General features: G+C 70.1%; 24 protein-coding genes. 14 read left to right on the top strand and 10 right to left on the bottom strand.

Translation table 11 applies throughout. The annotated features are described in order from the left end of the window. Window positions 1-3 precede the first annotated feature (3 nt). Entirely contained in the window at window positions 4-774 is a 771-nt protein-coding gene (fabI, locus tag ACIREI_RS43720) for an enoyl-ACP reductase FabI (protein WP_403345679.1), read from the top strand. 162 nt (window positions 775-936) lie between these two features. Further along, window positions 937-1287 carry a hypothetical protein gene (locus ACIREI_RS43715; protein WP_403345678.1) on the top strand — a complete coding sequence of 117 codons (351 nt, stop codon included), beginning with the start codon at window positions 937-939 and terminating at the stop codon, window positions 1285-1287. On the opposite strand, the gene ACIREI_RS43710 is transcribed toward ACIREI_RS43715, so the two are convergent. Next, window positions 1265-1957, bottom strand: coding sequence for a FadR/GntR family transcriptional regulator (locus tag ACIREI_RS43710; protein WP_403345676.1), 693 nt, complete (start codon window positions 1955-1957; stop codon window positions 1265-1267). The two genes, ACIREI_RS43715 and ACIREI_RS43710, sit on opposite strands and share 23 nt — an antisense overlap. A gap of 70 nt (window positions 1958-2027) precedes the next feature. On the opposite strand from ACIREI_RS43710, the gene ACIREI_RS43705 reads away from it, so the two are divergent. From ACIREI_RS43705 to ACIREI_RS43690, 4 genes are all read left to right on the top strand, one after another. Continuing rightward, the gene (locus tag ACIREI_RS43705) at window positions 2028-3323 is read left to right on the top strand and encodes a CynX/NimT family MFS transporter (protein WP_403345675.1); all 1296 of its coding nucleotides are present in this window, start codon (window positions 2028-2030) and stop codon (window positions 3321-3323) included. 49 nt (window positions 3324-3372) lie between these two features. Then, the gene (locus tag ACIREI_RS43700; protein ID WP_302001726.1) at window positions 3373-3492 is read left to right on the top strand and encodes an SGM_5486 family transporter-associated protein; all 120 of its coding nucleotides are present in this window, start codon (window positions 3373-3375) and stop codon (window positions 3490-3492) included. A gap of 216 nt (window positions 3493-3708) precedes the next feature. After that, a complete protein-coding gene (locus tag ACIREI_RS43695; protein WP_403345673.1) occupies window positions 3709-3915 on the top strand; it encodes a hypothetical protein in 207 nt (68 codons plus the stop codon). Window positions 3916-3980: 65 nt separating this feature from the next. Next, window positions 3981-4499, top strand: a complete 519-nt coding sequence (locus tag ACIREI_RS43690) for a SixA phosphatase family protein (protein ID WP_403345671.1) — start codon at window positions 3981-3983, stop codon at window positions 4497-4499. Window positions 4500-4590: 91 nt separating this feature from the next. Here the strand turns inward: ACIREI_RS43690 and serB are convergent, their stop codons facing one another. Beyond that, entirely contained in the window at window positions 4591-5799 is a 1209-nt protein-coding gene (gene serB, locus ACIREI_RS43685; protein ID WP_403345670.1) for a phosphoserine phosphatase SerB, read from the bottom strand. A 206-nt stretch (window positions 5800-6005) separates the two neighbouring features. Then, entirely contained in the window at window positions 6006-8105 is a 2100-nt protein-coding gene (locus ACIREI_RS43680) for a streptophobe family protein (protein WP_403345668.1), read from the bottom strand. 242 nt (window positions 8106-8347) lie between these two features. Here ACIREI_RS43680 and ACIREI_RS43675 point away from each other — a divergent pair, with 242 nt between their 5' ends. Further along, window positions 8348-10894, top strand: a complete 2547-nt coding sequence (locus ACIREI_RS43675) for an FHA domain-containing protein (RefSeq protein ID WP_403345667.1) — start codon at window positions 8348-8350, stop codon at window positions 10892-10894. Between the two features lie 105 nt (window positions 10895-10999). Here ACIREI_RS43675 and ACIREI_RS43670 read toward each other — a convergent pair whose 3' ends face one another. From ACIREI_RS43670 to ACIREI_RS43660, 3 genes are all read right to left on the bottom strand, one after another. Next, on the bottom strand, window positions 11000-11773 hold the full coding sequence (locus ACIREI_RS43670) for a transglycosylase SLT domain-containing protein (RefSeq protein ID WP_403345665.1): 774 nt from the start codon (window positions 11771-11773) through the stop codon (window positions 11000-11002). Window positions 11774-12099: 326 nt separating this feature from the next. Next, window positions 12100-13197 (bottom strand): S-adenosylmethionine:tRNA ribosyltransferase-isomerase, encoded by a 1098-nt coding sequence (locus tag ACIREI_RS43665; RefSeq protein ID WP_403345663.1) that lies wholly within the window; start codon window positions 13195-13197, stop codon window positions 12100-12102. Next, entirely contained in the window at window positions 13194-13892 is a 699-nt protein-coding gene (locus ACIREI_RS43660) for an SDR family NAD(P)-dependent oxidoreductase (protein ID WP_403345662.1), read from the bottom strand. Before ACIREI_RS43660 ends, ACIREI_RS43665 begins: the two co-directional genes overlap by 4 nt. A gap of 241 nt (window positions 13893-14133) precedes the next feature. Here ACIREI_RS43660 and ACIREI_RS43655 point away from each other — a divergent pair, with 241 nt between their 5' ends. From ACIREI_RS43655 to ACIREI_RS43645, 3 genes are all read left to right on the top strand, one after another. Next, window positions 14134-15303 carry a GAF domain-containing sensor histidine kinase gene (locus ACIREI_RS43655; RefSeq protein ID WP_403345660.1) on the top strand — a complete coding sequence of 390 codons (1170 nt, stop codon included), beginning with the start codon at window positions 14134-14136 and terminating at the stop codon, window positions 15301-15303. Beyond that, a complete protein-coding gene (locus tag ACIREI_RS43650) occupies window positions 15296-15937 on the top strand; it encodes a response regulator (RefSeq protein ID WP_403345658.1) in 642 nt (213 codons plus the stop codon). Before ACIREI_RS43655 ends, ACIREI_RS43650 begins: the two co-directional genes overlap by 8 nt. Before the next feature lie 168 nt (window positions 15938-16105). Continuing rightward, a complete protein-coding gene (locus ACIREI_RS43645) occupies window positions 16106-16351 on the top strand; it encodes a chaplin (RefSeq protein WP_302001738.1) in 246 nt (81 codons plus the stop codon). Between the two features lie 178 nt (window positions 16352-16529). On the opposite strand, the gene ACIREI_RS43640 is transcribed toward ACIREI_RS43645, so the two are convergent. Continuing rightward, complete coding sequence (locus ACIREI_RS43640; protein ID WP_403345656.1) at window positions 16530-17318, bottom strand: hypothetical protein; 789 nt, start codon at window positions 17316-17318, stop codon at window positions 16530-16532. 144 nt (window positions 17319-17462) lie between these two features. Between ACIREI_RS43640 and ACIREI_RS43635 the strand changes: the two genes are divergently transcribed. The 3 genes from ACIREI_RS43635 (at window position 17463) to ACIREI_RS43625 (ending at window position 19864) form a co-directional block, all read left to right on the top strand. Next, window positions 17463-18260 carry an ABC transporter ATP-binding protein gene (locus ACIREI_RS43635; protein ID WP_403345655.1) on the top strand — a complete coding sequence of 266 codons (798 nt, stop codon included), beginning with the start codon at window positions 17463-17465 and terminating at the stop codon, window positions 18258-18260. Between the two features lie 94 nt (window positions 18261-18354). Then, on the top strand, window positions 18355-18786 hold the full coding sequence (locus tag ACIREI_RS43630) for an NfeD family protein (protein ID WP_403345653.1): 432 nt from the start codon (window positions 18355-18357) through the stop codon (window positions 18784-18786). A 133-nt stretch (window positions 18787-18919) separates the two neighbouring features. Next, window positions 18920-19864 (top strand): SPFH domain-containing protein, encoded by a 945-nt coding sequence (locus tag ACIREI_RS43625; RefSeq protein ID WP_394727479.1) that lies wholly within the window; start codon window positions 18920-18922, stop codon window positions 19862-19864. A gap of 141 nt (window positions 19865-20005) precedes the next feature. On the opposite strand, the gene ACIREI_RS43620 is transcribed toward ACIREI_RS43625, so the two are convergent. The 3 genes from ACIREI_RS43620 to ACIREI_RS43610 form a co-directional block, all read right to left on the bottom strand. Continuing rightward, complete coding sequence (locus tag ACIREI_RS43620) at window positions 20006-20512, bottom strand: HNH endonuclease (protein ID WP_403345651.1); 507 nt, start codon at window positions 20510-20512, stop codon at window positions 20006-20008. A gap of 145 nt (window positions 20513-20657) precedes the next feature. After that, complete coding sequence (locus tag ACIREI_RS43615; RefSeq protein WP_403345649.1) at window positions 20658-21197, bottom strand: YbhB/YbcL family Raf kinase inhibitor-like protein; 540 nt, start codon at window positions 21195-21197, stop codon at window positions 20658-20660. Between the two features lie 43 nt (window positions 21198-21240). After that, window positions 21241-22023: a sporulation protein gene (locus tag ACIREI_RS43610; protein ID WP_403345647.1), complete on the bottom strand. Its 783-nt coding sequence runs from the start codon at window positions 22021-22023 to the stop codon at window positions 21241-21243. A gap of 139 nt (window positions 22024-22162) precedes the next feature. On the opposite strand from ACIREI_RS43610, the gene ACIREI_RS43605 reads away from it, so the two are divergent. After that, window positions 22163-22813, top strand: a complete 651-nt coding sequence (locus ACIREI_RS43605; protein ID WP_403345645.1) for a DNA-3-methyladenine glycosylase — start codon at window positions 22163-22165, stop codon at window positions 22811-22813. The last annotated feature ends 386 nt before the right edge of the window (window positions 22814-23199 follow it).

The following is a 23199-nucleotide window of genomic DNA, read 5'->3' as shown; positions in this document are numbered from 1 at the left end:
ACCATGAGCGGAATTCTCGAGGGCAAGCGCATCCTGATCACGGGTGTGCTGATGGAGTCCTCCATCGCGTTCCACGCCGCCAAGCTGGCCCAGGAGCAGGGCGCGGAGATCATCCTCACCGCCTGGCCCCGGCCCACGCTGACCGAGCGCATCGCCAAGAAGCTGCCGAAGCCGGCCACGGTCCTGGAGCTCGACGTCTCCAACGACCAGCACCTCGCCCGCCTGGAGGGCCAGGTCCGCGAGCACCTGGGCGACCGGCTCGACGGCGTCGTGCACTCCATCGGCTTCGCGCCCCAGGACGCGCTCGGCGGCAACTTCCTGAACACGCCGTTCGAGTCCGTGGCCACGGCGATGCACGTCTCCGCCTTCTCCCTGAAGTCGCTGACCATGGCGTTGCTGCCGCTGATGACCGAGGGCGGTTCCGTCGTCGGCCTCACCTTCGACGCGCAGTTCGCCTGGCCGCAGTACGACTGGATGGGCCCCGCCAAGGCCGCCCTGGAGGCCACGAACCGCTACATGGCGCGTGATCTCGGCAAGCACGACATCCGCTGCAACCTGATCTCGGCGGGTCCGATCGGCTCCATGGCCGCGAAGTCCATCCCCGGCTTCGCCGAGCTGGCGTCCGTGTGGGACAGCCGCTCCCCGCTGGAGTGGAAGCTGGAGGACCCGGAGCCGGCGGGCAAGGGCGTCGTCGCCCTGCTGTCGGACTGGTTCCCGAAGACCACCGGCGAGATCATCCACGTGGACGGCGGCCTGCACGCCATCGGCGCCTGAATCTCCGTACGTCACCGACGCCCCGTTTTCCCGCCCCGCGCGGGGAGCGGGGCGTCACCCGTTCGGCCTACCCGGTCGGGCGAGGGGGACCCACAACTGCGCACTCTGGATTACGCGTTCACTACGCGAGCCCCTCCCCAGCACGGCCGAGGAGGTCCCCTTGTGCGCTTGTTCCGCAGCCTGGCCTCAACGACCGTCGTCGTCGCTCTCGTCCTGGTCGTGTCGTACGAGTCGATACCCCACGCGCGCGTGCATGCGGCGGAGGTGGAGTCCGCGGAGCCGTTCGGCGCCGCCTGCCGGATCCGCGTCAGCGGCTCCCATGTGACGGCGTACTGCCACAACCCCTATCCAGGCACCGACAGGGTGACCCTGCACGTCGAGTGCGCCCGCTGGTGGGACCTCGACAGCGACAGCTCCCCGGTCGAGGCCGGCCCCGCGCAGACCGTGCGGCTGACCGGGCGCTGCTGGAAAGAGGTCGGCTCGGTGTGGATCAGCCACCGTCGGGAGCGCTGAGGCGTCCCGGACGGCACAGGAACGGATAGCTCGCCGCCTCCGCCGCGGCCGCCGAGGAGTCCCCGGCGCGGATCGCGTCGACCAGCCGCCCGTGGTCCATGTGCGTCTCCGGCGTCAGCTCCTCGCCGACGTCCTCGCGCAGCCAGTCCCGCAGGACCTCGCCCAGGTCCGCGTACATCGCGGTCATCACGTCGTTGTGGGACGCCGCCACCACGGCCAGATGGAAGGTCGCGTCGGCCGCCACGAACGCCTCCGCGTCGCCCGACTCCCAGGCCTCCTCGCGCCGCACCAGTAGCGCGTCCAGCTGCTTGAGGTCCTTCTCCGTACGCCGCTCGGCGGCCAGCTTCGCGGCGGCGGACTCCAGCGTGGAGCGCAGCTCGGCGATGTGCCGTGGGTCGGCGTCGGCGAAGCGGCGGTGCATGACGCCGGCCAGTTCGCTGGTGGCCACCACGTAGGTGCCGGAGCCCTGGCGGATGTCCAGCAGGCCGTTGTGCGCGAGCGCGCGAACCGCCTCGCGGACGGTGTTGCGGGCCACGCCGAGCTGTTCGACCAGCTCGGGCTCGGTCGGGATGCGGGAGCCGACCGGCCATTCGCCCGAGGCGATCTGGTTGCGCAGCGCCGCGATGACCTGCTCGGACAACGCCGAGCGGCGGGGGTGGCTCAGGGGCATGGCTCACCTTCGCACGGGAAGGGCGGGGCCGCGTAGCCCTGAGGTGGACAGTCAATCATCCCATGATTCTATGATGGGTCTCATGGCAGCACGCGAGAAGACCCGGACGGCGACGTCCACGCGCATACGCACCCCCGAGGCAAGCACTCCCACGGCGCCCGCCACGCGCGCGTGGACGATGCGGCTGCTCGTGCTCGGCATCGTGCTGACCGCGCTGAACCTCCGCCCCGCCATCACCAGCCTCGGCGCCCTCCTCGAAGAGGTCCGCGACGGACTCGGCATGAGCGGCAGCGTGGCCGGACTGCTCACCTCCGTGCCCCCGCTCTGTTTCGCCGTCTTCGGCGTCACGGCCCCGCGCCTGGCCCGCCGCTTCGGCCCGGGAGCCGTGGTGTGCGCGGGCATGGCCGCCATCACCGCGGGCCTGCTCATCCGGCCGTACGCGGGCAGCACGGCAGGCTTCCTGGCCGCCAGCGCGTTCGCCCTCATGGGCATCGCCGTCAGCAACGTCCTGATGCCGGTCATCGTCAAGCGCTGGTTCCCGGACCGGGTCGGCTCCATGACCGGCCTGTACTCGATGGCCCTCGCGCTCGGCACCTCGTCCGCGGCGGCCGTGACGGTGCCCATGACCGAGGTGCTGGGCGGGAGTTGGCAGACCGGACTCGCGGTGTGGGCGGCGCTCGCGGCGGTGGCCGTCCTGCCGTGGGTCCCGTTCGTACGGAACCGGGGTGCGTCACCCGCCGCCTCCGCGCAGGAGAGCCACGCGCGCGTGGACGCGCCTGCGCTGCGGATCACCCGGAGCCGCACCTCCTGGGCCCTCGCCGTCTACTTCGGGCTCCAGGCCACCGGTGCCTACATCACCATGGGCTGGATGGCGCAGATCTTCCGCGACGCGGGGGTGCACGCCGGCACGGCGGGGCTGCTGCTCGCCGTCACGATGGTGATGGGCGTACCGCTGGCCTTCGTCATCCCGCGCGTGGCCACCAGGCTGCCGCACCAGGGGCCGATCGTGCTCGTGCTGGGCGCCTGCGGCCTCATCGGCTACGCCGGCCTGTACCTCGCTCCGGCCGCCGGATCCTGGGCCTGGGCCCTGCTGCTCGGCGTCTCCAACTGCTCGTTCCCGCTGGCCCTCACGATGGTCGGTATGCGGGCGCGGACCAGCGCGGGCGTGGCCCAGCTGTCGGGCTTCGCGCAGAGCACCGGCTATCTGATCTCGATCCCCGGCCCGCTCCTGGTGGGTGTGCTCTACCAGCACAGCGGCGGCTGGGGGCTGCCGATCGCGCTCATGGCGGGCCTGATGATCCCGCAGATGGCGGTGGGCGTCCTGGCGGGACGCGACCGTACGGTGGAGGACGAGGCGGCCCGCTGAGCCGCACCCCGGAGGGCCGCGCCGGGGCGGAGGGTGCGAGACTTGCCGCATGTCGCCAGTGCTCGACCCGAACCCCCAGAACGGCCAGAAGAAGATGCTGCTCGTCTTCGGCGCGTTCTTCGCCATCTTCGTGATCATCGCCGTCATCGCGACGATCGCCTCTCCCTGACACCTCTCCCGGAGGCCTGTGCCTCCCGCCTCTCCTGGCGTACGGCCCGACGCACGCCGTCCCGCCGATGGTGGGGCTAGCCCCCCATCCCCTAGGGGGCGAGTGTCAGGGTCAACTGGGTGGATCACCGGATGGGTTGAGGGTCGAGAAGTCCGTAACTTCGAAGTGTGACCGCGAGAGGCGGACACGGACCACTCGAAGACCCACGGAGGCGTCATGTCGGCCCGCACGCACACCCCGCCCCACCCGGCGTCCACGGGCCGTGCCGACATCCGGCTGCCCTGGTGGGCCCTCGCCCTGCCGACGCTCGCCTTCATGACGCTGCTGATGCTGATCATCAACCCGTCCGACGCGCAGGCGGCGACCACTGAGCCCGCGATCACCCAGCTCTTCGAGCGCATACAGCAGTTGATCACGCGCTGAGCACTACAGAAGCCGCCCGTCAACTCCCTGCGCCCCGTGGCCTGTTTCATGCGAAGCTGGATCTCATGAGCGTCGCAGAACCCCGCAGGATTGTCCTCTTCCGGCATGCGAAAGCCGACTGGCCACAGGTGAACGACCACGAGCGGCCGCTCGCGGATCGGGGCCGAATGGACGCGGCAGAGGCCGGCCGCAGGCTGGTCGACACCGACATCCCCTTCGATCTGGCCCTGTGCTCCACCGCGACCCGGACCCGGGAGACCTGGAAGCTCGCCGTCCACGAGTTCCCGCACCGGCCGAAAACCATCTACGAAGAGCGGGTCTACGAGGCCTCACCTGGCGAGCTGATCGCCGTGCTCAACGAAACGCCCGACGACGCGCAGAACGTCCTGCTGATCGGCCACAACCCGGGTGTACAGGGACTCGCCGAGATCCTTTCCGGCTCGGCCGACAGTGACGCGCGCGAGCGGATGAGCCGCCGCGGCTTCCCGGCCGCCGCCTTCGCCGTTCTCTCCTTCAGCGGCTCCTGGAAGACGCTGGAGCCCGGCGTGGGCACCCTGCTGGACTACTGGGCACCGTCCGAGTGACCGACCCATGACAAGGGGCCCGGCACCGCGACGGTGCCGGGCCCCTTCTCATACGGCTCATACGGCCCATACATACGGGCCATACGGGCCATCAGCCCTCGTCGTGCATGTCCGCCGCCTCGACCTCTTCACGGGTGACGCCCAGCAGATACAGGACCGTGTCCAGGAACGGCACGTTCACCGCCGTGTGCGCCGCCTCCCGCACCACCGGCTTGGCATTGAAGGCGACGCCGAGACCGGCCGCGTTCAGCATGTCCAGATCGTTGGCGCCGTCACCGATCGCCACCGTCTGCGACAGCGGCACCCCCGCCTCCGCGGCGAACCGCCGCAGCAGCCGCGCCTTGCCCGCCCGGTCCACGATCTCGCCGGTGACCCTGCCCGTCAGCTTCCCGTCGACGATCTCCAGCGTGTTCGCCTGGGCGAAGTCGAGCCCGAGCCGCTCCTTCAGATCATCCGTGACCTGGGTGAACCCACCCGAGACGACCCCGACTTGATAGCCGAGCCGCTTCAGCGTACGGATCAGCGTGCGCGCGCCCGGCGTCAGCCGCACCTCGTTGCGCACCTTCTCCACCACGGAGGCGTCCAGCCCCTCCAGCAGCGCCACGCGCGCGTGCAGCGACTGCTCGAAGTCCAGCTCCCCGCGCATCGCGGCCGCCGTCACCTCGGCCACCTTGTCCTCGCAGCCGGCGTGCGCCGCGAAGAGCTCGATCACCTCGTCCTGGATGAGGGTCGAGTCCACGTCCATGACGACCAGGCGCTGCGCCCGCCGGTGCAGACCGGCCGCGACGACCGCGATGTCGACACCCAGTGCCGCCGCGTCGGTCACCAGGGCGGTGCGCAGCGGCTCCGTCTCCACGCCGGACACCGCGAACTCCACTGCCGTCACGGGGTACTTGGCGAGCCGGAAGATACGGTCGATGTTGCCGCCGGACTTGGTGATCCGGGCCGCGATCGCGGCCGTCGCCTCCGCGGTGAGCGGGTGTCCGAGCACGGTCACCAGGGAGCGCCCGAGGCCGCGGGGCCGGTTGTCGCCGAGGCCGGAGATGATCTCCGCCTGCATCTTCATCGACTCGGCCCAGCTGTGGACGGTCGCCCGAAGGTCCCCCTCCAGCCCGGCGGGAGGCTGCGTCACGAGCGCGCACAGCGTGATCCGGCCACGGGTGAGGACCTGCTCGATGTCGACGACGTCGACGGAGTAGGCGGCCAGCGTGTCGAAGAGGCCGGCCGTGATGCCCGGCCTGTCCTTCCCGAAGATCTTGACGAGAAGGGTGGGGATGTCGGAGGTCTGCGAAGCGCTCATGGTGCTTCCACCGTATCCGGCACCCAGTGCCTGCCGCCGCTGAGGTCCGTCTAGCGGACACGGAACAGTGGGTGTCGGTCGGGTGGCGTGAGCCTTACGTTCCGGCCACGGCCGGGCCACCGACTCACGCCGGACGCGACTGCGGATGTGAGGGGCAGGTCCGAGGGCACAGGGGGGACCCCGGCAGACCCACCCCCGGCTCGGGATCAGGAGCGCCCCTTCGGCCTCCCCGGCGGCGGGGGAGGGGGAGAGGGTGGGGGAGGTGGAGGCGGTGGCCCTTCCTCCGCTCCGGACGACGACCGGTTCCCACGCCGCCGAGGCGGGCGGGGCGACCTCGGGGGCGGTGCGAACGGCCGGGCCACGGTAGGGGCGCCGTACATGTCGTCGTCACCGGGACGGGGCGGCTCGCCCGGCGGGGGGTCACTGGGCGGTGGCTCGGCGGATTGTGGATCACGGGGCAGCGGGTCGCGGTAATGCGGGTCACGGGGCCGCCACGCGCCGTCGCGCCCCCGCCTCGCATCACGCTCCGGCGCCTCCTCGAACGGCCGGGCGCCCCCTGGAGGCGGGGCCGTGCCCGGCGGTCGCGCGTCCTCCGGCTCGCGCAGGTGGTCCGGCGCACGCAGATACGGGTTCGTCGCCGGGTTCGGCGGCCGGTACGGCGTGCCGGGCGTGTACGGCCCGGACCGGCTCCCGTACGACGAAGCCCCGGCCCCCGCGGTCGCCGGTCCCGAGCCACCTTCCCGCGCACCCCCTGTCACCTCACCCCGAGCCAACGGCGCCGCCCGCTGCCCCGCGGCCCCCGTCACCCAGGCCAGCAGCGCCCCCACGGCACCCGCCCCCGCGCCCCAGACCGCCCCCAGGATCAGCGCCATACCGAGGTTCCCTCGCAACTCCACCCCGGCGCCGAACGCGTCGAAGCCCAGCACCGACAGCGACGCGTCCACGGACAGCTCCGTCAGCCACGCGAGCAACGGCAGCGTCAACGCCGTGGCGACTCCCAGGCGCAGCGCACACCGCCCGGCGAAAGTGAGGGGCCCTGGATCCCGTACGCCCCAGGAAACCGCGCTTCCCGTGGCGCCGGCTCCTGATGGCCGTACGCTCCGGACACCACCCGAGCCACCCACCGGTCCTGCACCCGAAGCCACCCCGCCTCGCAAGCCCGCAGCCTCGCCGGAGGCGGCACCCCCGCCCCCCACCCCCACCGGTGTCCGCACCGCCGTAAGCACCCCCGCGAGCAGCATCATCAGTGCCGCCGCGACCCCCAGCAGCCACACCCGCCCGTCCAGCTCGGCCAGCCCGCTCAGCGTCACGGACTGGTCGGCGCCGCCGTTCAGGAGGTCGTCCAGGGGTGCGGGCAGCAGCCCCGCCAGCACTCCCGTCGCCCTGCCGTCGAACGGCACGAACAGGCCGATCGGGATGCCGAGCCACACACCGTTCGGGGCGCCGAGCAGGGCGGCGCCCGCGATCCGCTTGGGGTGGTCGTCGCCGATCGCCGCGTAGACCGCGGCCGCGAGCCCCGCGGCGACCGCCAGCAGCAGCACCGTGACGAGGGCGGACGCGGCGGGACGTACGACGCGGTGCACGGCCTGCCAGCCGCGCGGCAGCGGGGTGCGGCGCGAGGCCAGCAGGGCGATCAGCAGGATGCCGGCGGACCAGAACATGCCGCCGAGGAGCGTCGGCGCGGTGTCCACCGTGAAGCCGACCGCCGCCTTCGCGTCGATGAGGTCACCGATCTGGTCGGGCAGCAGCCCGCCTACGTCCCCGATGTCCCCCACCCCGGGGATCTCGATCCCGGCGCCACCCCCGCCACCGGGCAGGTCGTCGAGCCCCAGCGAGCTCCCGTCGATCGTGATGACGTCGTGTCCCGCCCAGGCCAGTCCGCCCAGCATGGCCACGAACAGCGCGACCACCGCGCCCGCGCGCGCGAGGAGTTCGGCCGGCGCGATCACAACTCCCGCGCCCCGCAAGGACCGTAGGAAGAACCATGACAGCAGCACGGCGCCGACCAGGCTCACCCCCAGTGGCGTGATCTCGATGGCCGTCGCCGCCTCCGCGCCCGTCAGCCCGAAAGCGGACACATCACCGGACGGCGTGACGGAACCACCCGCCCCAAGGGCCACCACCGCCGCGGTCATCGGGCCCAACGAGCCCGCCGTGTCCGCCTCCAGCAGACGCAGACCGAGTGCCGCCGTGCCCGCCATCCCGATCAACGCCCAGCTCACAGAGGCGATCGCGGACAACAGGATGTCTCCCCACGGCAGCCGTGTGCCGTGCATCGCGGGCTCGACGTTCGTGGACGCGCTCATGGCAGACCCCCCGATCCGCGGCACGGCGGCTGTTCGCCGCGCATGTCCCCCTCGCGTGGATTACCACTCTCCGGACTGATTTCAACCCCGTCAACGGAACCAGTCGAAGCGCGTCGGCGTGCTTCTCACAAGGCCCGACTTTCGGTCAGGGGGCGGAGCCTGAAATAGTTCCCGACGATGTTCGACATCCCTAGACTCCCTGTGTTGGGGGTAACTCGGGGGACTACTCAGTGGGGCATGGAGTGCCGGAACTCGTACTGGAATTCAACGGACGGACCTGGACGCTCGATGCGTCCAGGTCCTACAGCCTCGGACGCGATCCGCAGGGCGACATAGTGTTCGACGACGCCAGGGTCTCCTGGCGGCACGCCACCATCAGCTGGAACGGCCGTAGTTGGGTCATCGAGGACCACGGCAGCACCAACGGCACGTTCGTGCAGGGGCAGCGGATCCACCACCTGGAGATCGGCCCCGGCTCGGCCGTGCACCTGGGCAACGCGACCGACGGACCGCGCCTGGACCTCTCCGGCACCACGGCCGCCGTCGCCTCGCCGCAGGCCCAGCCGCAGCAGCCCCAGCAGCAGCCGTACGCCGCGCAGGGCGCACCGGCGGGCTGGGCCCAGCAGGCACCGGCTCCCCAGCAGGCTCCGTACCAGCAGGCCCCGCAGGCCGGCTGGCAGCAGCCGCAGCAACAGCCGCAGTCCGTCGCGAAGGTTCCGCAGCAGCAGGGCCCCGGTGGTGGCGCGGGGGCGCCGCCGGTCTACGGCGACCGCAGCCCCACCACGTTCCACCAGTTCTCCGTCGGCCGCGTCATGCGCATCGGCCGTGCCCTGGAGAACGAGCTGGTCGTCTCCGACCTGCAGGTCTCCCGCCACCACGCCGAGTTCCACTCGACGCCCGACGGCCGTATGGAGATCCGCGACCTCGGCTCCCACAACGGCACGTACGTCAACGGCCAGCCGATCGCCAAGGGCGGCTCGGCGATGCTCGGCCCGGCGGACATCGTCGGTGTCGGTCACTCCACGTTCCGTATCGTCGGCGACCGCCTCGAGGAGTTCGTCGACACCGGTGAGGTCTCCTTCTCCGCGCGCCACCTGACCGTCACGGTCGACGGCGGCAAGCAGATCCTCAAGGACGTCTCTTTCGGCGTCCCCGAGAAGTCCCTCATCGCGGTCATCGGACCGTCCGGTTCCGGCAAGTCGACCCTGCTCAAGGCCCTCACCGGCTACCGGCCCGCCAACCAGGGCGACGTCCTCTACGACAACCGGAACCTGTACAAGCAGTTCGCCGAGCTGCGTCAGCGCATCGGTCTGGTCCCGCAGGACGACATCCTGCACAAGGAGCTGACCGTCAAGAAGGCCCTCAAGTACGCGGCCAAGCTCCGCTTCCCCGCCGACACCACCGGCAAGGAGCGCGAGGCCCGCATCGACGAGGTGCTGCGCGAGCTGAAGCTCGACATCCACAAGGAGAAGAAGGTCACCTCGCTCTCCGGCGGCCAGCGCAAGCGCGTCTCGGTGGCCCTGGAGCTGCTCACCAAGCCGTCGCTGATCTTCCTCGACGAGCCCACCTCGGGCCTCGACCCGGGCATGGACCGCGACGTCATGCAACTGCTGCGCGGCCTCGCCGACGACGGCCGCACCGTCCTCGTCGTCACCCACTCCGTGGCCGAGCTGGCGCTGTGCGACAAGCTCCTGGTGATGGCGCCGGGCGGTGCGGTCGCCTACTTCGGCCCGCCCGAGGAGGCGCTGAACTTCTTCGGCTACGACAGCTGGGCCGACGTCTTCTCCGCCTTCGAGAACTACCGCGACTACGACTGGGCGGGACGCTGGAAGGGCTCGCAGCACTACCAGATGTACGCCGCGGACATCGACGCCGTCGCACCACAGTCCGTACAGATGCCGCCGATGCAGGCGATGAAGCCGCCCAAGCCCCAGGGCTGGCTGTCCCAGTTCCTGACGCTGGTGCGCCGCTACGTCGCGGTGATCGCCTCCGACAAGGGTTTCCTGGCCCTGATGGTGATCCTGCCGGGCGTCCTCGGCGCGGTGAGCCTGCTCATCGACTCGGGCAAGGACCTGCTGCCCAACCCGGCCAACCCGCAGACCGGCCGGATCATCCCGAACGGCACGGCCACCACCGTTCTGCTGATCCTCGCGGTCGGCGCCTGCTTCGCCGGTGCCGCGAACTCCGTGCGCGAGCTGATCAAGGAACGGGTCATCTACGAACGGGAGCGCGCGACCGGCCTGTCCCGCTCGGCGTACCTGATGTCCAAGGTGTTCGTGCTCGGCATGATCACCGTGCTGCAGGGCCTGATGGTCGGCGTGATCGGCTTCGCCAGCCGGGAGATCCCCGAGGAGGGTCTGGTCCTCGGCAACCTGACGCTCCTGGAGCTCTCCCTGCCGATCATGGCGCTGGGCTTCACCTCGATGATGTTCGGCCTGATCATCTCGGCGCTGGTGAAGACCGCCGAGAAGACGATGCCGCTGCTGGTCATGTTCGCGATCATCCAGGTCGTCTTCACGGGCTGCCTGTTCGCCCTCAACGGCTCGATCGGCGTCAACCAGTTCTCGTACCTGATGCCGTCGCGCTGGGCGGTGGGTGCCGCGGGCGCCACGCTCGACTTCAACAAGATCAGCCCGCCCGACAAGGGCGAGAGCAACGACCCGCTGTGGGAGCACACCGTCGGCGCCTGGACCATGGACATGCTCGCGCTGATCGCCCTCGGCGTGATCTGCGGCATCTTCGTGGCCCGCTTCCTGCGCCGGCACGAGCCCGAGGTCATGCGCAAGTAGCCGCTGACCTGCGGCCGGCCGCGTCGTACGACGCCCGAAGGGCGGCACCCCGTCAGGAGGGTGCCGCCCTTCGGCGTACGGAGCAGAGGCCCGCGCCTACCTCGGTCAGTACGCGCTGTTGACGTTGTCGATCGAGCCGTACCGGTCGGCCGCGTAGTTGGCGGCGGCGGTGAGGTTGGCGACCGGGTCGTACTGGCTGAAGGCCGTGCCGGGGACGTGGTACGCGTCGAAGGTCGGCTTGATGACCTGGAGCAGACCGATCGACGGAACGCCGTTCTGGGCGTTGATGTCCCAGTTGTTGATGGCGTTCGGGTTGCCGGAGGACTCCCGCATGATGTTGCGGTACAGGCCGTTGTAGGTGCCCGGGATGTCGTGCTTCTTCATGATGTCCAGGGCCTCGCGGATCCAGCCGTCGAGGTTGTTGGCGTAGGTCTTGGCGGCGACCGGCTTGACCTGGACCCGCTCGGTGGACCGGCTGGCGGCCTCCTTCGCCTTGCGCGCGGCCTCGGCCTTCTTCTTGGCGGCAGCCTCGGCGGCCCTCTTCTTGGCGGCGGCTTCGGCGGCCACGTGCTTGTCGTGGGCCACCGCGGCCCGGTGCTTGGCGGCGGCCACGGCGGCCTTGTGCTTGGCCGACATCTCCTCGGCCTTCACCGTGTCGCCGGCGAGCTGGTCGGTGACGCTGCCCTTGACGTCCTTTATCTGCTCACTGCTGTACGCCACCTGGCCCGCGGGGGCCTCGGCCGTGGTCGTCCCCCCGTTGCCGGGAACGGCCGAGAAGGCCAGGGCGGCGGCGCCGAGCGTGGCGACACCGGCGATCGCGATCTTGTGCCGCTTGTTCAGCGCACGACTGAGACCACGGTTGTTGGTGTTCTTGAGCATGGCAGATGGACCTCTTCGAATAGCGCGGAGGTCGCTCGCTGTCCGACGGGGGACACGGGTGCTTCCTGCACAAACGCCGCGGGCGGAACCCGCGGCGTTGAGCGACGTCAGCAATTCTTAGCGGCCGCAAAATTGCCTGGCAAAGGTGTGACGTACGATCCTCGATAGTGGACCCGTGAGGGGCAAATCAGGACAGACAGGACTGTCTGTCCCGCTCAAAAGGGACGTCGTCACCTACTACGGACTTTCGTACGTGACGTGCGCCCTATGCGCGGGCTCACATCAGCCCCGTAACAGTCTCACCGGCAGTTGCTGGCGCAATGCTCTTAGTGAGGGCTCTCCGTCGTGAGGATGAGGTGCACGTCGCCGAACTCGTGCCACAGGTAGAGCCCGCGCAGCGCCTCCTCGTAGCTGCGGTCGATCGCCGCCCGTCCCGCGACCGCCTCCAGCATCAGCAGATGCGAGGCCTCCGGCTCGTGCAGCCCGGTCAGCAGCCCGTCCACCACCCGCACTCCGCGCTCCGGGGTCACGACGAGATCCGTCCACCCTTCACGCGCGCGTACGACCCCGTCGGCGCCCGCCGCCGACTCCACGGCCCGCACGGCCGTGGTCCCGACGGCGACGATCCGCCTGCCTCCCGCCTTCGCCGCGTTGATCAGCCGCGCCGACGCCTGCGGCACCGCGAACCGCTCCGGATACGGCGGCTCGTGCGCCTCCGCCGAGGCCACCCCGGTGTGCAGCGTGATCGGCGCGAACTGCACACCCCGGCTCACCAGCTCCGTCACCATCCGCAGCGTGAAGGGCCGCGCCGCGCTCGGCATCTCCGCGCTGCCCGCCCCGTCGGCCGACGGCAGCGCGAACACCGTCTGGTAGACGGACAACGGCTGGTCCCGCTCCGTATAGGAGTAACGAATCGGCCGCCCGTACTCCCGCATCACGCCGAGGACTCCCGCGCCCTGGGACCTGGCTCTCCCCGGGTCGGCCTCCTGGGACCCGCCGGCCCGCGCCCACCACAGCCGCTCGCTCCCCACGCTCAGCGGCTCCTCCAGCACCAGCCGCAGCCCACCCGGCAGCCGGACCTCAGTCCCCGCGGGCCCTCCCGCACGCGCGCGCGTGGTGCCCCGCTCGTCGGGATCCCGCAGCTCGACCGCCCACCGCCCGTCGTCACCGCGCGTGGAGAAGTGCACCACCACGCGCGCGTCCCCGATCCGCCCGTCCACGGCGGCGGCCAGCGTCTGAGACGTGTTGACGACCAGAAGATCCCCGGCCCGCAACAGCCGCGGCAGCTCGCCGAACACGTGGTGCGACACCTCGGTCCCACGCGACACCAGCAGCCGTACGGCATCCCGGTCCAGCCCCGGCCCACGCTGCTCGGCCGGCACCCGGGCCGACAGCTCATCCGGCACGTGCACCGCCAGCGTCATCGCCGTCCCTCCAGCAGAGCCGGAGCCGCGTAGCGGCCGCTCGCCGGACGCTCGTCCAGCAGTCGCAGGAAGGCCGGCACCACACCGGCCGGCGTCGGCCGCGGATCTTCGTCGTCCGGTACGGCCGCCGCGTACAGGTCCGTGGCCATGTCCCCGGGATCGACCGCCCACACCCGCAGCCCCGGCTCCTCCTCGCCGAGCACCGCCGCGAGATGGTCCAGGGCGGCCTTCGACGCCCCGTACCCACCCCATGTCTCGTACGCCTCGACGGCCGCGTCCGAGCTGACGGTGATCACCGTGCCCGTCCCGGACGCCCGCAGCAGCGGCAGCGCCTCCTGGACCAGGCCGAGCGCGCCGACGACGTTCACCTCCAGCGCCCGCCGCAGCCCCTCCAGGCGCAGCTCGTCCAGCCGTACCAGCGGCTCGGCGCCCAGCGCGCTGGCGTTGCTCACCAGCAGGTCGACGCCGCCCAGCCGCCATGCGGCCGCCACCAGCTCGGACCTGTGCCCGGCGTCCGTGACATCCCCCGGCACCGCCGTCACGCGCGTGACGTACGCCCGAAGCCCGGCCGCCGCCTCATGGAGCACCTCGGGAGTCCTGGCGTCGAGCACCAGATCCCAGCCGCGCGCGGCCAGCGCCTCGGCGAGCGCCCGCCCCAGCCCCTTCGATGCCCCCGTAATGATCGCTACCGGCATGACAACCGTCCCCTCGTTCCACTCCGCCTCGGTCGGCGGTGTCCTCAACGTAGGAACCGGCAGACCCGCCCCGCCTCGGACGCGGGCCGCAAAGCCGTGGGGCCCTTCGTCCTACGCCGCGCACCCGGGGCCGTTCGCCCTACGACCCGGAACCCGGGACCAGAGGACTAGGACCGCCGCCCCAGTCGGCCGCCGTCACAGGTCCGATCCGCCTGTCACACCCCGCCGGTACCGTGAGGGCATGAGTCAAGGCCCCAGGTCCGGCCTCGCCGCGGTGAGCTCCGCGTTGCTGGCCATGAGCAGGCATCTCGAGGTGCGCGACGTCCTCAAAACGATCGTCGCCTCGGCCCGCGAGCTGCTCGGCGCGCAGTACGCCGCGCTCGGCGTCCCGGACGACCACGGCGGCTTCGCCCAGTTCGTGGTCGACGGCGTCAGCGACGAGCAGTGGAAGGCCATCGGGCCCCTCCCGCGCCAGCACGGCATCCTCGCCGCGATGCTCCAGGAGGCCGAGGTCGAGCGCCTCGCCGACGTGCGCGAGGACCCCCGCTTCGAGGGCTGGCCGACGGCTCACCCCGACATGTCCGACTTCCTCGGACTGCCCATCCGCGACGGCGACGAGGTCATCGGCGCGCTCTTCCTGGCCAACAAGCTGCGTTCTGTGGGGGGTCACCCCCCGGGCCCGAAGCCGGAGGGAGGCTGCGGCTTCACCGAGGAGGACGAGGACCTCCTCGGCATCCTCGCCCAGCACGCCGCGATCGCCCTCACCAACGCCCGCCTCTACGAACGCAGCCGCGAGCTGACCATCGCCGAGGAACGCTCCCGCCTCGCCCACGAACTGCACGACGCGGTCAGCCAGAAGCTGTTCTCCCTGCGTCTGACGGCCCAGGCCGCCGCTGCCCTCATCGACCGCGACCCGTCCCGCGCCAAGGACGAGCTGCACCAGGTGGCCGCGCTCGCCGCCGAGGCCGCCGACGAACTCCGCGCCGCCGTCGTGGAGTTGCGCCCCGCCGCCCTAGACGAGGACGGCCTCGTCGCCACCCTGCGCACCCAGATCCAGGTCCTCGACCGCGCCCACACCGCGCGCGTGACCTTCGCCGGCCGTGGCGTGAAGGCCCTGCCCGCCACCCAGGAGGAGGCCGTCCTGCGCGTCGCCCAGGAGGCCCTGCACAACGCCCTGCGGCACTCCGGAGCCGAGCACGTCGACGTGACACTGGACCGGCGCGGCAGCGGAGCCGTCCTGCGGGTCACGGACAACGGCACCGGCTTCGACCCGAAGGCGATACGCCGAGCCGGCCGCCACCTCGGCCTGGTCTCCATGCGGGACCGCACGAACGGGGTCGGCGGCACGCTGACCGTGGAATCGGCGCCCGGCAAGGGCACCACGATCGAGATGGAGGTCCCCGGTGGCTGACGCAATCAGGGTGCTGCTCGTCGACGACCACCAGGTGGTCCGCCGGGGCCTGCGCACCTTCCTCGAAGTGCAGGACGACATCGAGGTCGTGGGCGAGGCCGCCGACGGCGCCGAGGGAGTGGCCCGCGCGCAGGAACTCAAGCCGGACGTCGTCCTCATGGACGTCAAGATGCCGGGCATGGACGGCGTCGACGCCCTGCGCAAGCTCCGCGAACTCGACAACCCCGCGCGCGTGCTGATCGTCACCAGCTTCACCGAACAGCGCACGGTGATCCCGGCCCTGCGCGCGGGCGCCGCCGGGTACGTCTACAAGGACGTGGACCCGGACGCCCTCGCCGGAGCCATCCGCTCGGTCCACGCCGGGCACATCCTGCTCCAACCCGAGGTCGCGGGCGCCCTGTTGTCCCAGGAGGAGGCCAACGCGGGCCAGGGGAGAGGCGGCTCGCTGACGGAGCGCGAGCGCGAGGTCCTCGGCCTGATCGCGGACGGCCGCTCGAACCGCGAGATAGCCAGAGCCCTGGTCCTGTCGGAGAAGACCGTCAAGACACACGTCTCGAACATCCTGATGAAGCTCGACCTGGCAGACCGCACCCAGGCCGCGCTGTGGGCCGTACGCCATGGCGTGACCGGCTGAAACGCTCTCCGCAGGGCATGACGGACGGCAATACGGAGGGTTCCGCTCCGGACTGAGATTCATACCGTCGTGGGAATGTCCCCCAGATGGCGCATCCTCCGGGGCTCTCCGCCGTTTTCCAGTGCGTGCTGCGGCGACTGCCGCGGCAATCGCAAGGAGGACTCAGAAGTGAAGAACCTGAAGAAGGCAGCGGCCGTGACGATGGTGGCGGGTGGCCTGCTGGCCGCCGGGGCCGGTATGGCCTCCGCCACCAGCGGCGCGCACGCCGACGGCAAGGCCGTGGGCTCCCCGGGCATCGGCTCGGGCAACCTGGTCCAGGCCCCGGTCCACATCCCGGCCAACGTGTCGGGCAACACCGTGAACGTCGTCGGCCTGCTGAACCCCGCCTTCGACAACCTGGCCGTCAACCGCTGACGACCACCCCGAAGCGAGCAGTGACCTCCGGCCTCCCGGGCTTTCTCGGGAGGCCGGTCAGTTGTATTCAGCCCGTCCGGCGTTTGAGGGCGAGGCCCGTTCAGGGCCGATACGGGGGTCTGGGGGCGGAGTCCCCAGGCACGGTCACATCAATGCCGGTCACGAGGACATCCCGCGCTCACCTCACGCCCCGCTCCCGCTCCTCCACAACGGAGTTGTACGCAGCGACCTGAGCCCGCCGAGCCACCCGCTCCACCGGCCGCAACGCAGCGGCCCGCGCCCCCATCTCCGCGGAGCTGACCGCACCCCCGTGCCCGTTCTCATACGCCAGCGAAACCAACAACCCCACCCGCTGCGCAAGCTCCAGCACCCGCACCGCCCGCGGCGGATACCCCGGCGCCAGCACCTCCCGCCCCCGCTCGGCCCGAGCCCGATACGCGTCGATCGCCGCCTCGGCCACCGGCCCCGACCCGGCCACATCCAGCCGCGCCAACACGTCCGTCGCATCCCGCAGGGCCTCGGCCAGCTCCCGCTCGGCCTCACCCAGCGACGGCACATCCGCGGGCGGCGCCTCCCGTACGGGCAGTACATGCCAGACGACCTCGACATGTACATCACCGTCGGGCCCGGCCTCGTACACCTCGGGCACCAACCCCCACGCGGCGCCGTGACAGATCACGGCCTCCTCGGCATCCAGCGCCCGCGCGTTGAACTCCGGCGGCCCGCTCAGCCCCAGCGGATGCCCCGGCGCCGGCAGCGCGACCCGCAGCCCGCTCACCCCGAGCGCCCGCAGCCGCCCCAGCGCCAGCGTGAGCCCGACGGGCGCCGACTCACCCGGCAGCCCCTCCACCCGGTGCACGACGTCGTCCCCGACGATCTCGAGCACAGCGTCATCCGGCGAGACAAGTCCGGCCAAAAGGGCATTTCCCCAAGCGGCAAGGCGTCCTGAACGTGGTTCCGAGAGCATGCCTCCACCCTAAGGACAGGACCGATGGAATGAAGCGGTGGACCGGTGGCGTAGATTTCCTTGAGGGCTGCGCCCACAGGCGCCAGCGACCACTGAGACGCCGAGACGCCGAGACCGGTCACAGCAAGGGGAGACAACGCGCTCATGAGCGATGTTCTGGAGCTTCAGGACGTATCCGTGGTCCGCGAGGGCCGGGCTCTGGTGGACCAGGTCTCCTGGTCGGTCAAGGAGGGCGAGCGCTGGGTCATCCTCGGCCCCAACGGCGCCGGCAAGACCACGCTCCTGAACCTCGCGTCCAGCTACCTCTACCCCACCCAGGGATCCGTCTCCATCCTCGGCGAGACCCTCGGCAGGCCCGGCACCGACGTCTTCGAGCTGCGCCCGCGCATCGGCATGGCCGGCATCGCCATGACCGAGAAGCTGCCCAAGCGCCAGACCGTCCTGCAGACCGTGCTGACCGCCGCGTACGGCATGACCGCCACCTGGAACGAGGACTACGAGGAGATCGACGAGCAGCGCGCCCGCGCCTTCCTCGACCGCCTCGGCATGAGCGAGTACCTCGACCGGAAGTTCGGCACCCTCTCCGAGGGCGAGCGCAAGCGCACCCTGATCTCCCGTGCCCTGATGGCCGACCCCGAACTGCTCCTCCTCGACGAGCCCGCCGCCGGCCTCGACCTCGGCGGCCGCGAGGACCTCGTCCGCCGCCTCGGCCGACTCGCCCGCGACCCGATCGCCCCCTCGATGCTCATGGTCACCCACCACGTCGAGGAGATCCCCCCGGGCTTCACCCACGTCCTGATGATCCGCCAGGGCAAGGTCCTCGCCGCCGGCCCCATGGAACTCGAACTCACCTCCCGCAACCTCTCCCTCTGCTTCGGCCTCCCCCTCGTCGTCGAACAGGTTGGCGACCGCTGGACGGCACAGGGCCTCCCCCTGTCCTGACCCGGCCCTTCACCCCGAGAAACCCCGGTAAGAAGCCCCTTCAAACTGATCGGCGCCCTGTCCGTGACAGGGCCCGCGGTCCTACCATGACCATGTGGAAATCGACGCGTGGGTTTGGTGGTTGATCGGCGCGGCAGCGCTCGGCATCGGGCTCGTGATCACGGCGATGCCCGAACTCGGCATGCTGGCGGTGGGTGCCGTCGCGGCCGCGGTGGTCGCCGGCATCTTCGGCGGTGACGCCGTCGTCCAGGTCGTGTCCTTCGTCGTCATCTCGACCGCACTCATCGCCGTCGTACGGCCCATCGCGAACCGACATCGCGCACAGCGGCCCCAACTCGCCACCGGCATCGAGGCGTTGAAGGGCAAACAGGCCGTCGTACTGGAGCGGGTCGACGCCTCCGGCGGCCGGATCAAGCTCGCCGGAGAGGTCTGGTCGGCACGCTCCCTCGACACCGACCGCGCCTACGAAGTAGGCCAGGAAGTGGACGTCGTGGACATCGAGGGGGCCACGGCGATCGTCATGTGACCTCGCACGACGTAAGTGGCGCGAACGCGCCACGGGCCACGCGACGGTCTGTCAGACTCGACCAGCAAGATCTTCAACAACCGTAAGATCTGCCGAAGTTGCCGCAGCGGAGAAGGGGTACGGGGAAACGACGATGGAACCGGTCATCATCGTCCTGATCATTCTGGTGGTGTTGGTTTTCATCGCCCTGATCAAGACGATCCAGGTCATCCCACAGGCGAGTGCGGCCATCGTCGAACGCTTCGGCCGTTACACGCGGACACTCAACGCGGGCCTCAACATCGTGGTCCCGTTCATCGACACCATCCGCAACCGCATCGACCTGCGCGAACAGGTCGTACCGTTCCCGCCGCAGCCGGTGATCACCCAGGACAACCTGGTCGTGAACATCGACACGGTCATCTACTACCAGGTGACCGACGCCCGCGCCGCCACCTACGAAGTCGCCAGCTACATCCAGGCGATCGAGCAGCTGACGGTCACCACACTCCGCAACATCATCGGCGGCATGGACCTGGAGCGGACCCTGACCTCCCGCGAGGAGATCAACGCGGCCCTGCGCGGCGTCCTCGACGAGGCGACCGGCAAGTGGGGCATCCGCGTCAACCGAGTCGAGCTCAAGGCGATCGAACCGCCCACCTCCATCCAGGACTCGATGGAGAAGCAGATGCGCGCCGACCGTGACAAGCGCGCCGCGATCCTCACCGCCGAAGGTACGCGCCAGGCCGCCATCCTCACCGCCGAAGGTGAGAAGCAGTCCCAGATCCTGCGCGCCGAAGGTGAGGCCAAGGCCGCCGCCCTGCGCGCGGAAGGCGAGGCCCAGGCGGTCCGCACGGTCTTCGAAGCCATCCACGCCGGCGACCCCGACCAGAAGCTCCTCTCCTACCAGTACCTTCAGATGCTCCCGAAGATCGCCGAAGGCGACGCCAACAAGCTCTGGATCGTCCCCAGCGAAATCGGCGACGCCCTCAAGGGCCTCTCCGGCGCGATGGGCAACCTGGGCGGCCTGGGCGGCGGTTCGGGCAACGGCGCCTCAGGCACGGGGACGGAACGCCGAGAGAAGCCGTCGATCGACTGACGCCGAGACAGCCGTACGCCAAACAGGGGCCCGCCTTCTTCAGAAGGCGGGCCCCATCGCCCTACAGGGGCGCGGGGAACTGCGCGACCAGCCACAGACAACCCGCACCCAAGCAACAACCTCAGGCCCTACGGCGATTAGTCACGCAGCGTCCACTGCCAGCCAATCCGGCAGCGCCGCAAACTCGTCGGCCCCCAGCGTCAGCAACATCGCATCGGCAGGCGTCGGCTCGAACGGCTCCCGAAGCAACGGCATACCTGCCTCGTCCGGCGTCCGATTCGCCTTCCGGTGATTGTCCTCCGCACACGAGGCCACCGTATTCAGCCACGTGTCCTGCCCACCCCGCGACTTCGGCACCACATGGTCCACAGTCGTCGCCCTGCGCCCGCAGTACGCGCACCGGTGCCGGTCCCGCACCAGCACACCCCGCCTCGACCACGGCGCTTGTCTTCGGAACGGCACCCGTACGTACCTGCAGAGCCGAATCACCCGCGGCGCCGGTATGTCCACCGCGGCTCCACGCATGCGCAGTTCGGGGTGGGACTGCTCGACGACGGCCTTGTCCTGAAGCACCAGAACGACGGCTTTGTTCAACGTCACCGTCGACAGCGGCTCGAAGCTCGCGTTGAGTACCAGCGTGTCCCGCATAACAGCCCACCTCCCGTGCGCACCTGCCCACCCCCTGGCGGGCTGGGATCAACTCTGGCCGGGCACGCCGAGATGGACAACGAAATAAAAAATGCCCGCCCCTGATCAATTCCATGACCAGGGGCGGGCAAACGTTCCATGAACGTCAGGCTTCGGCGGGCACCTCGTACTCACCGATCACATGGGCACGCGCGATCGCGTGGAACCGCAGGTTGAACCCGACGACGGCCGGGCTGGCATCCTCGTCCGGTCCGAGCTTCTCCTGGTCCACGGCGTACACCGTGAACACATAGCGGTGCGGCCCGTCCCCGGCGGGCGGCGCGGCACCACCGAAGTCCTTCGACCCGTAGTCGTTCCGCGCGTGTACGGCACCCTCCGGCAGCCCTTCGAACTTGCCGCTGCCCGCCCCTGCAGGCAACTCGGTCACCGAGGCCGGGATGTCGAAGACGACCCAGTGCCAGAACCCGCTCCCCGTAGGGGCATCGGGGTCGTAGCAGGTCACGGCGAAGCTCTTGGTCTCGGCCGGGAAGCCCTCCCAGCGCAGCTGCGGCGAGGTGTTGCCGGCCGCGTAGACCTGAGCGTCCCTGAGGATCCCGCCTTGCTCGACGTCCTCGCTCGTGACCGTGAAGGACGGCACGGGCGGATGGAAGTCGTGGGGCAGCGGCCGCCTCTTGAGCTCGGTCACTTCGATACCTCCTGACGAAACAGTGGAATCAGCGCTTCCGAGCCTAGGACCAGTTGCGCTTGCTGCCGACCTCGGACAGCCACTGGTTGAGATACGCCGCCCAGTCCGTCCCCTGGAAGTCGTTCAGACCCACCTGGAACGACCGGAAGGTGTCGCTGCCCGCGCTGAACAGCCCCGGCTTCTTGTCCATCTCGAGGACGACGTCCATCGTGTGCTCGTCCGCGACGAAGCTCAACTCGACCTGGTTGATACCGCGGTACTGCTGCGGCGGGAAGAACTCGATCTCCTGGTAGAACGGCAGCTTCTGCCGCGTACCCCGGATGTGGCCGCGCTCCATGTCCGCGTTCTTGAAGCGGAAGCCCAGCTGGATGAAGGCGTCGAGAATCGCCTTCTGCGCCGGCAGCGGGTGCACGTTGATCGGGTCCAGGTCGGTGGAGTCCACGGCCCGCGCGATCGACAGCTCCGTCGTCACGCCGATGTTCATGCCGCGCAGCGTCTGACCGTCGATCGTGGTGACCGGCGTCTCCCACGGGATCTCCAGCCCGAACGGCACCGCGTGCACGGCCCCGGCCTGGAGCTCGAAGGCACCACCCAGCGGCATCTTCGTGAACTCGATGTCCTGCTTGTACTCCGAGTCCTGGCTCTCGACCTCGACCCGCGCCTGCAGGCCCACGGACAGGCCCTCGATGTTCTGCTTCACGGACCCGCCCTGAATCCGCACCTCACCCTGGACGACACCGCCCGGGACGACGTTGACCTCCGTCAGCACCGTCTCGACCGAAGCCCCACCGGCCCCCAGGCTCGCGAGCAGCTTCTTGAACGCCATGACTCTCCTCTTTTCAGAGTGGATCCTTGATCCCTACAAACGCGATCCGGCCGTGGCCGGTTCCGCGCCCCACCCTGGCAAGGCGAACGCCCCCTGACCACCCCGTTGCGACCACCCGTCTGCACTACCCTCGGACGGCATGATCGTGACCCCCGACCGTACGCCCCTCCCCAGGAACTTCTTCGACCGGCCCGTCCTCGAAGTCGCCCCCGACCTCCTGGGCCGCCTCCTGGTACGCACGACCCCCGACGGTCCGATCACCCTCCGCCTCACGGAGGTCGAGGCCTACGACGGCCCGAACGACCCCGGCTCCCACGCCTATCGCGGCCGCACGCCCCGCAATGACGTGATGTTCGGTCCTCCCGGACACGTCTACGTCTACTTCACCTACGGCATGTGGCACTGCATGAACCTGGTGTGCGGCCCCGACGGACAGGCGAGTGCGGTACTGCTCCGCGCAGGCGAGATCGTCGAGGGCGCCGAGCTCGCTCGCAAACGTCGACTCTCGGCCCGCAACGACACGGAACTGGCCAAAGGCCCGGCCCGCCTGGCCACCGCACTGGACGTGGACCGAGCCCTGGACGGCACGGACGCGTGCGCCTCCGACGAGACGCCGCTGAGGGTCCTCGCCGGCACTCCCATCCCCTCCGACCAGGTGCGGAACGGCCCACGCACCGGTGTGGCAGGCGACGGCGGCAACGGGGACGTCCACCCCTGGCGCTACTGGATCGCCAACGACCCGACAGTGAGCCCCTATCGGGCCCATGTCCCGAGGCGCCGCCGAAGTTGACGCGCCTTGGGGGAGGCGCGTAACGTGGCCCGAGCCGCTGAACCGGGTACTGCGAAGTCAGCAGCCGGAGCGGCCAACCCACTACTACGAACACCCTCAACGGGGTCGTTTTTTGGCGTGCCCGCATGCCCGAATTCGAGCCCACGGAGCCCGATTATGAATCGGGCGGGGGAATCGGCTAACGTAGTGAATGTCGAAAGGCCGACGGGCGAAAGCCCAGAGCCTCACGACAATCCCTCCCGACAGGGAATCGGATCGGAAAAGGATCTGATAGAGTCGGGAACGCAAGAACGAAGGGAAGCGCCCGGAGGAAAGCCCGAGAGGGTGAGTACAAAGGAAGCGTCCGTTCCTTGAGAACTCAACAGCGTGCCAAAAATCAACGCCAG

Origin of the sequence: Streptomyces sp. NPDC093591 (assembly GCF_044764885.1) — a bacterium.
In the GTDB taxonomy this organism is placed as follows: domain Bacteria; phylum Actinomycetota; class Actinomycetes; order Streptomycetales; family Streptomycetaceae; genus Streptomyces.
The sequence above is the reverse complement of the archived record's forward strand: the minus strand, read 5'-3'. Positions and strand labels throughout refer to the sequence as shown.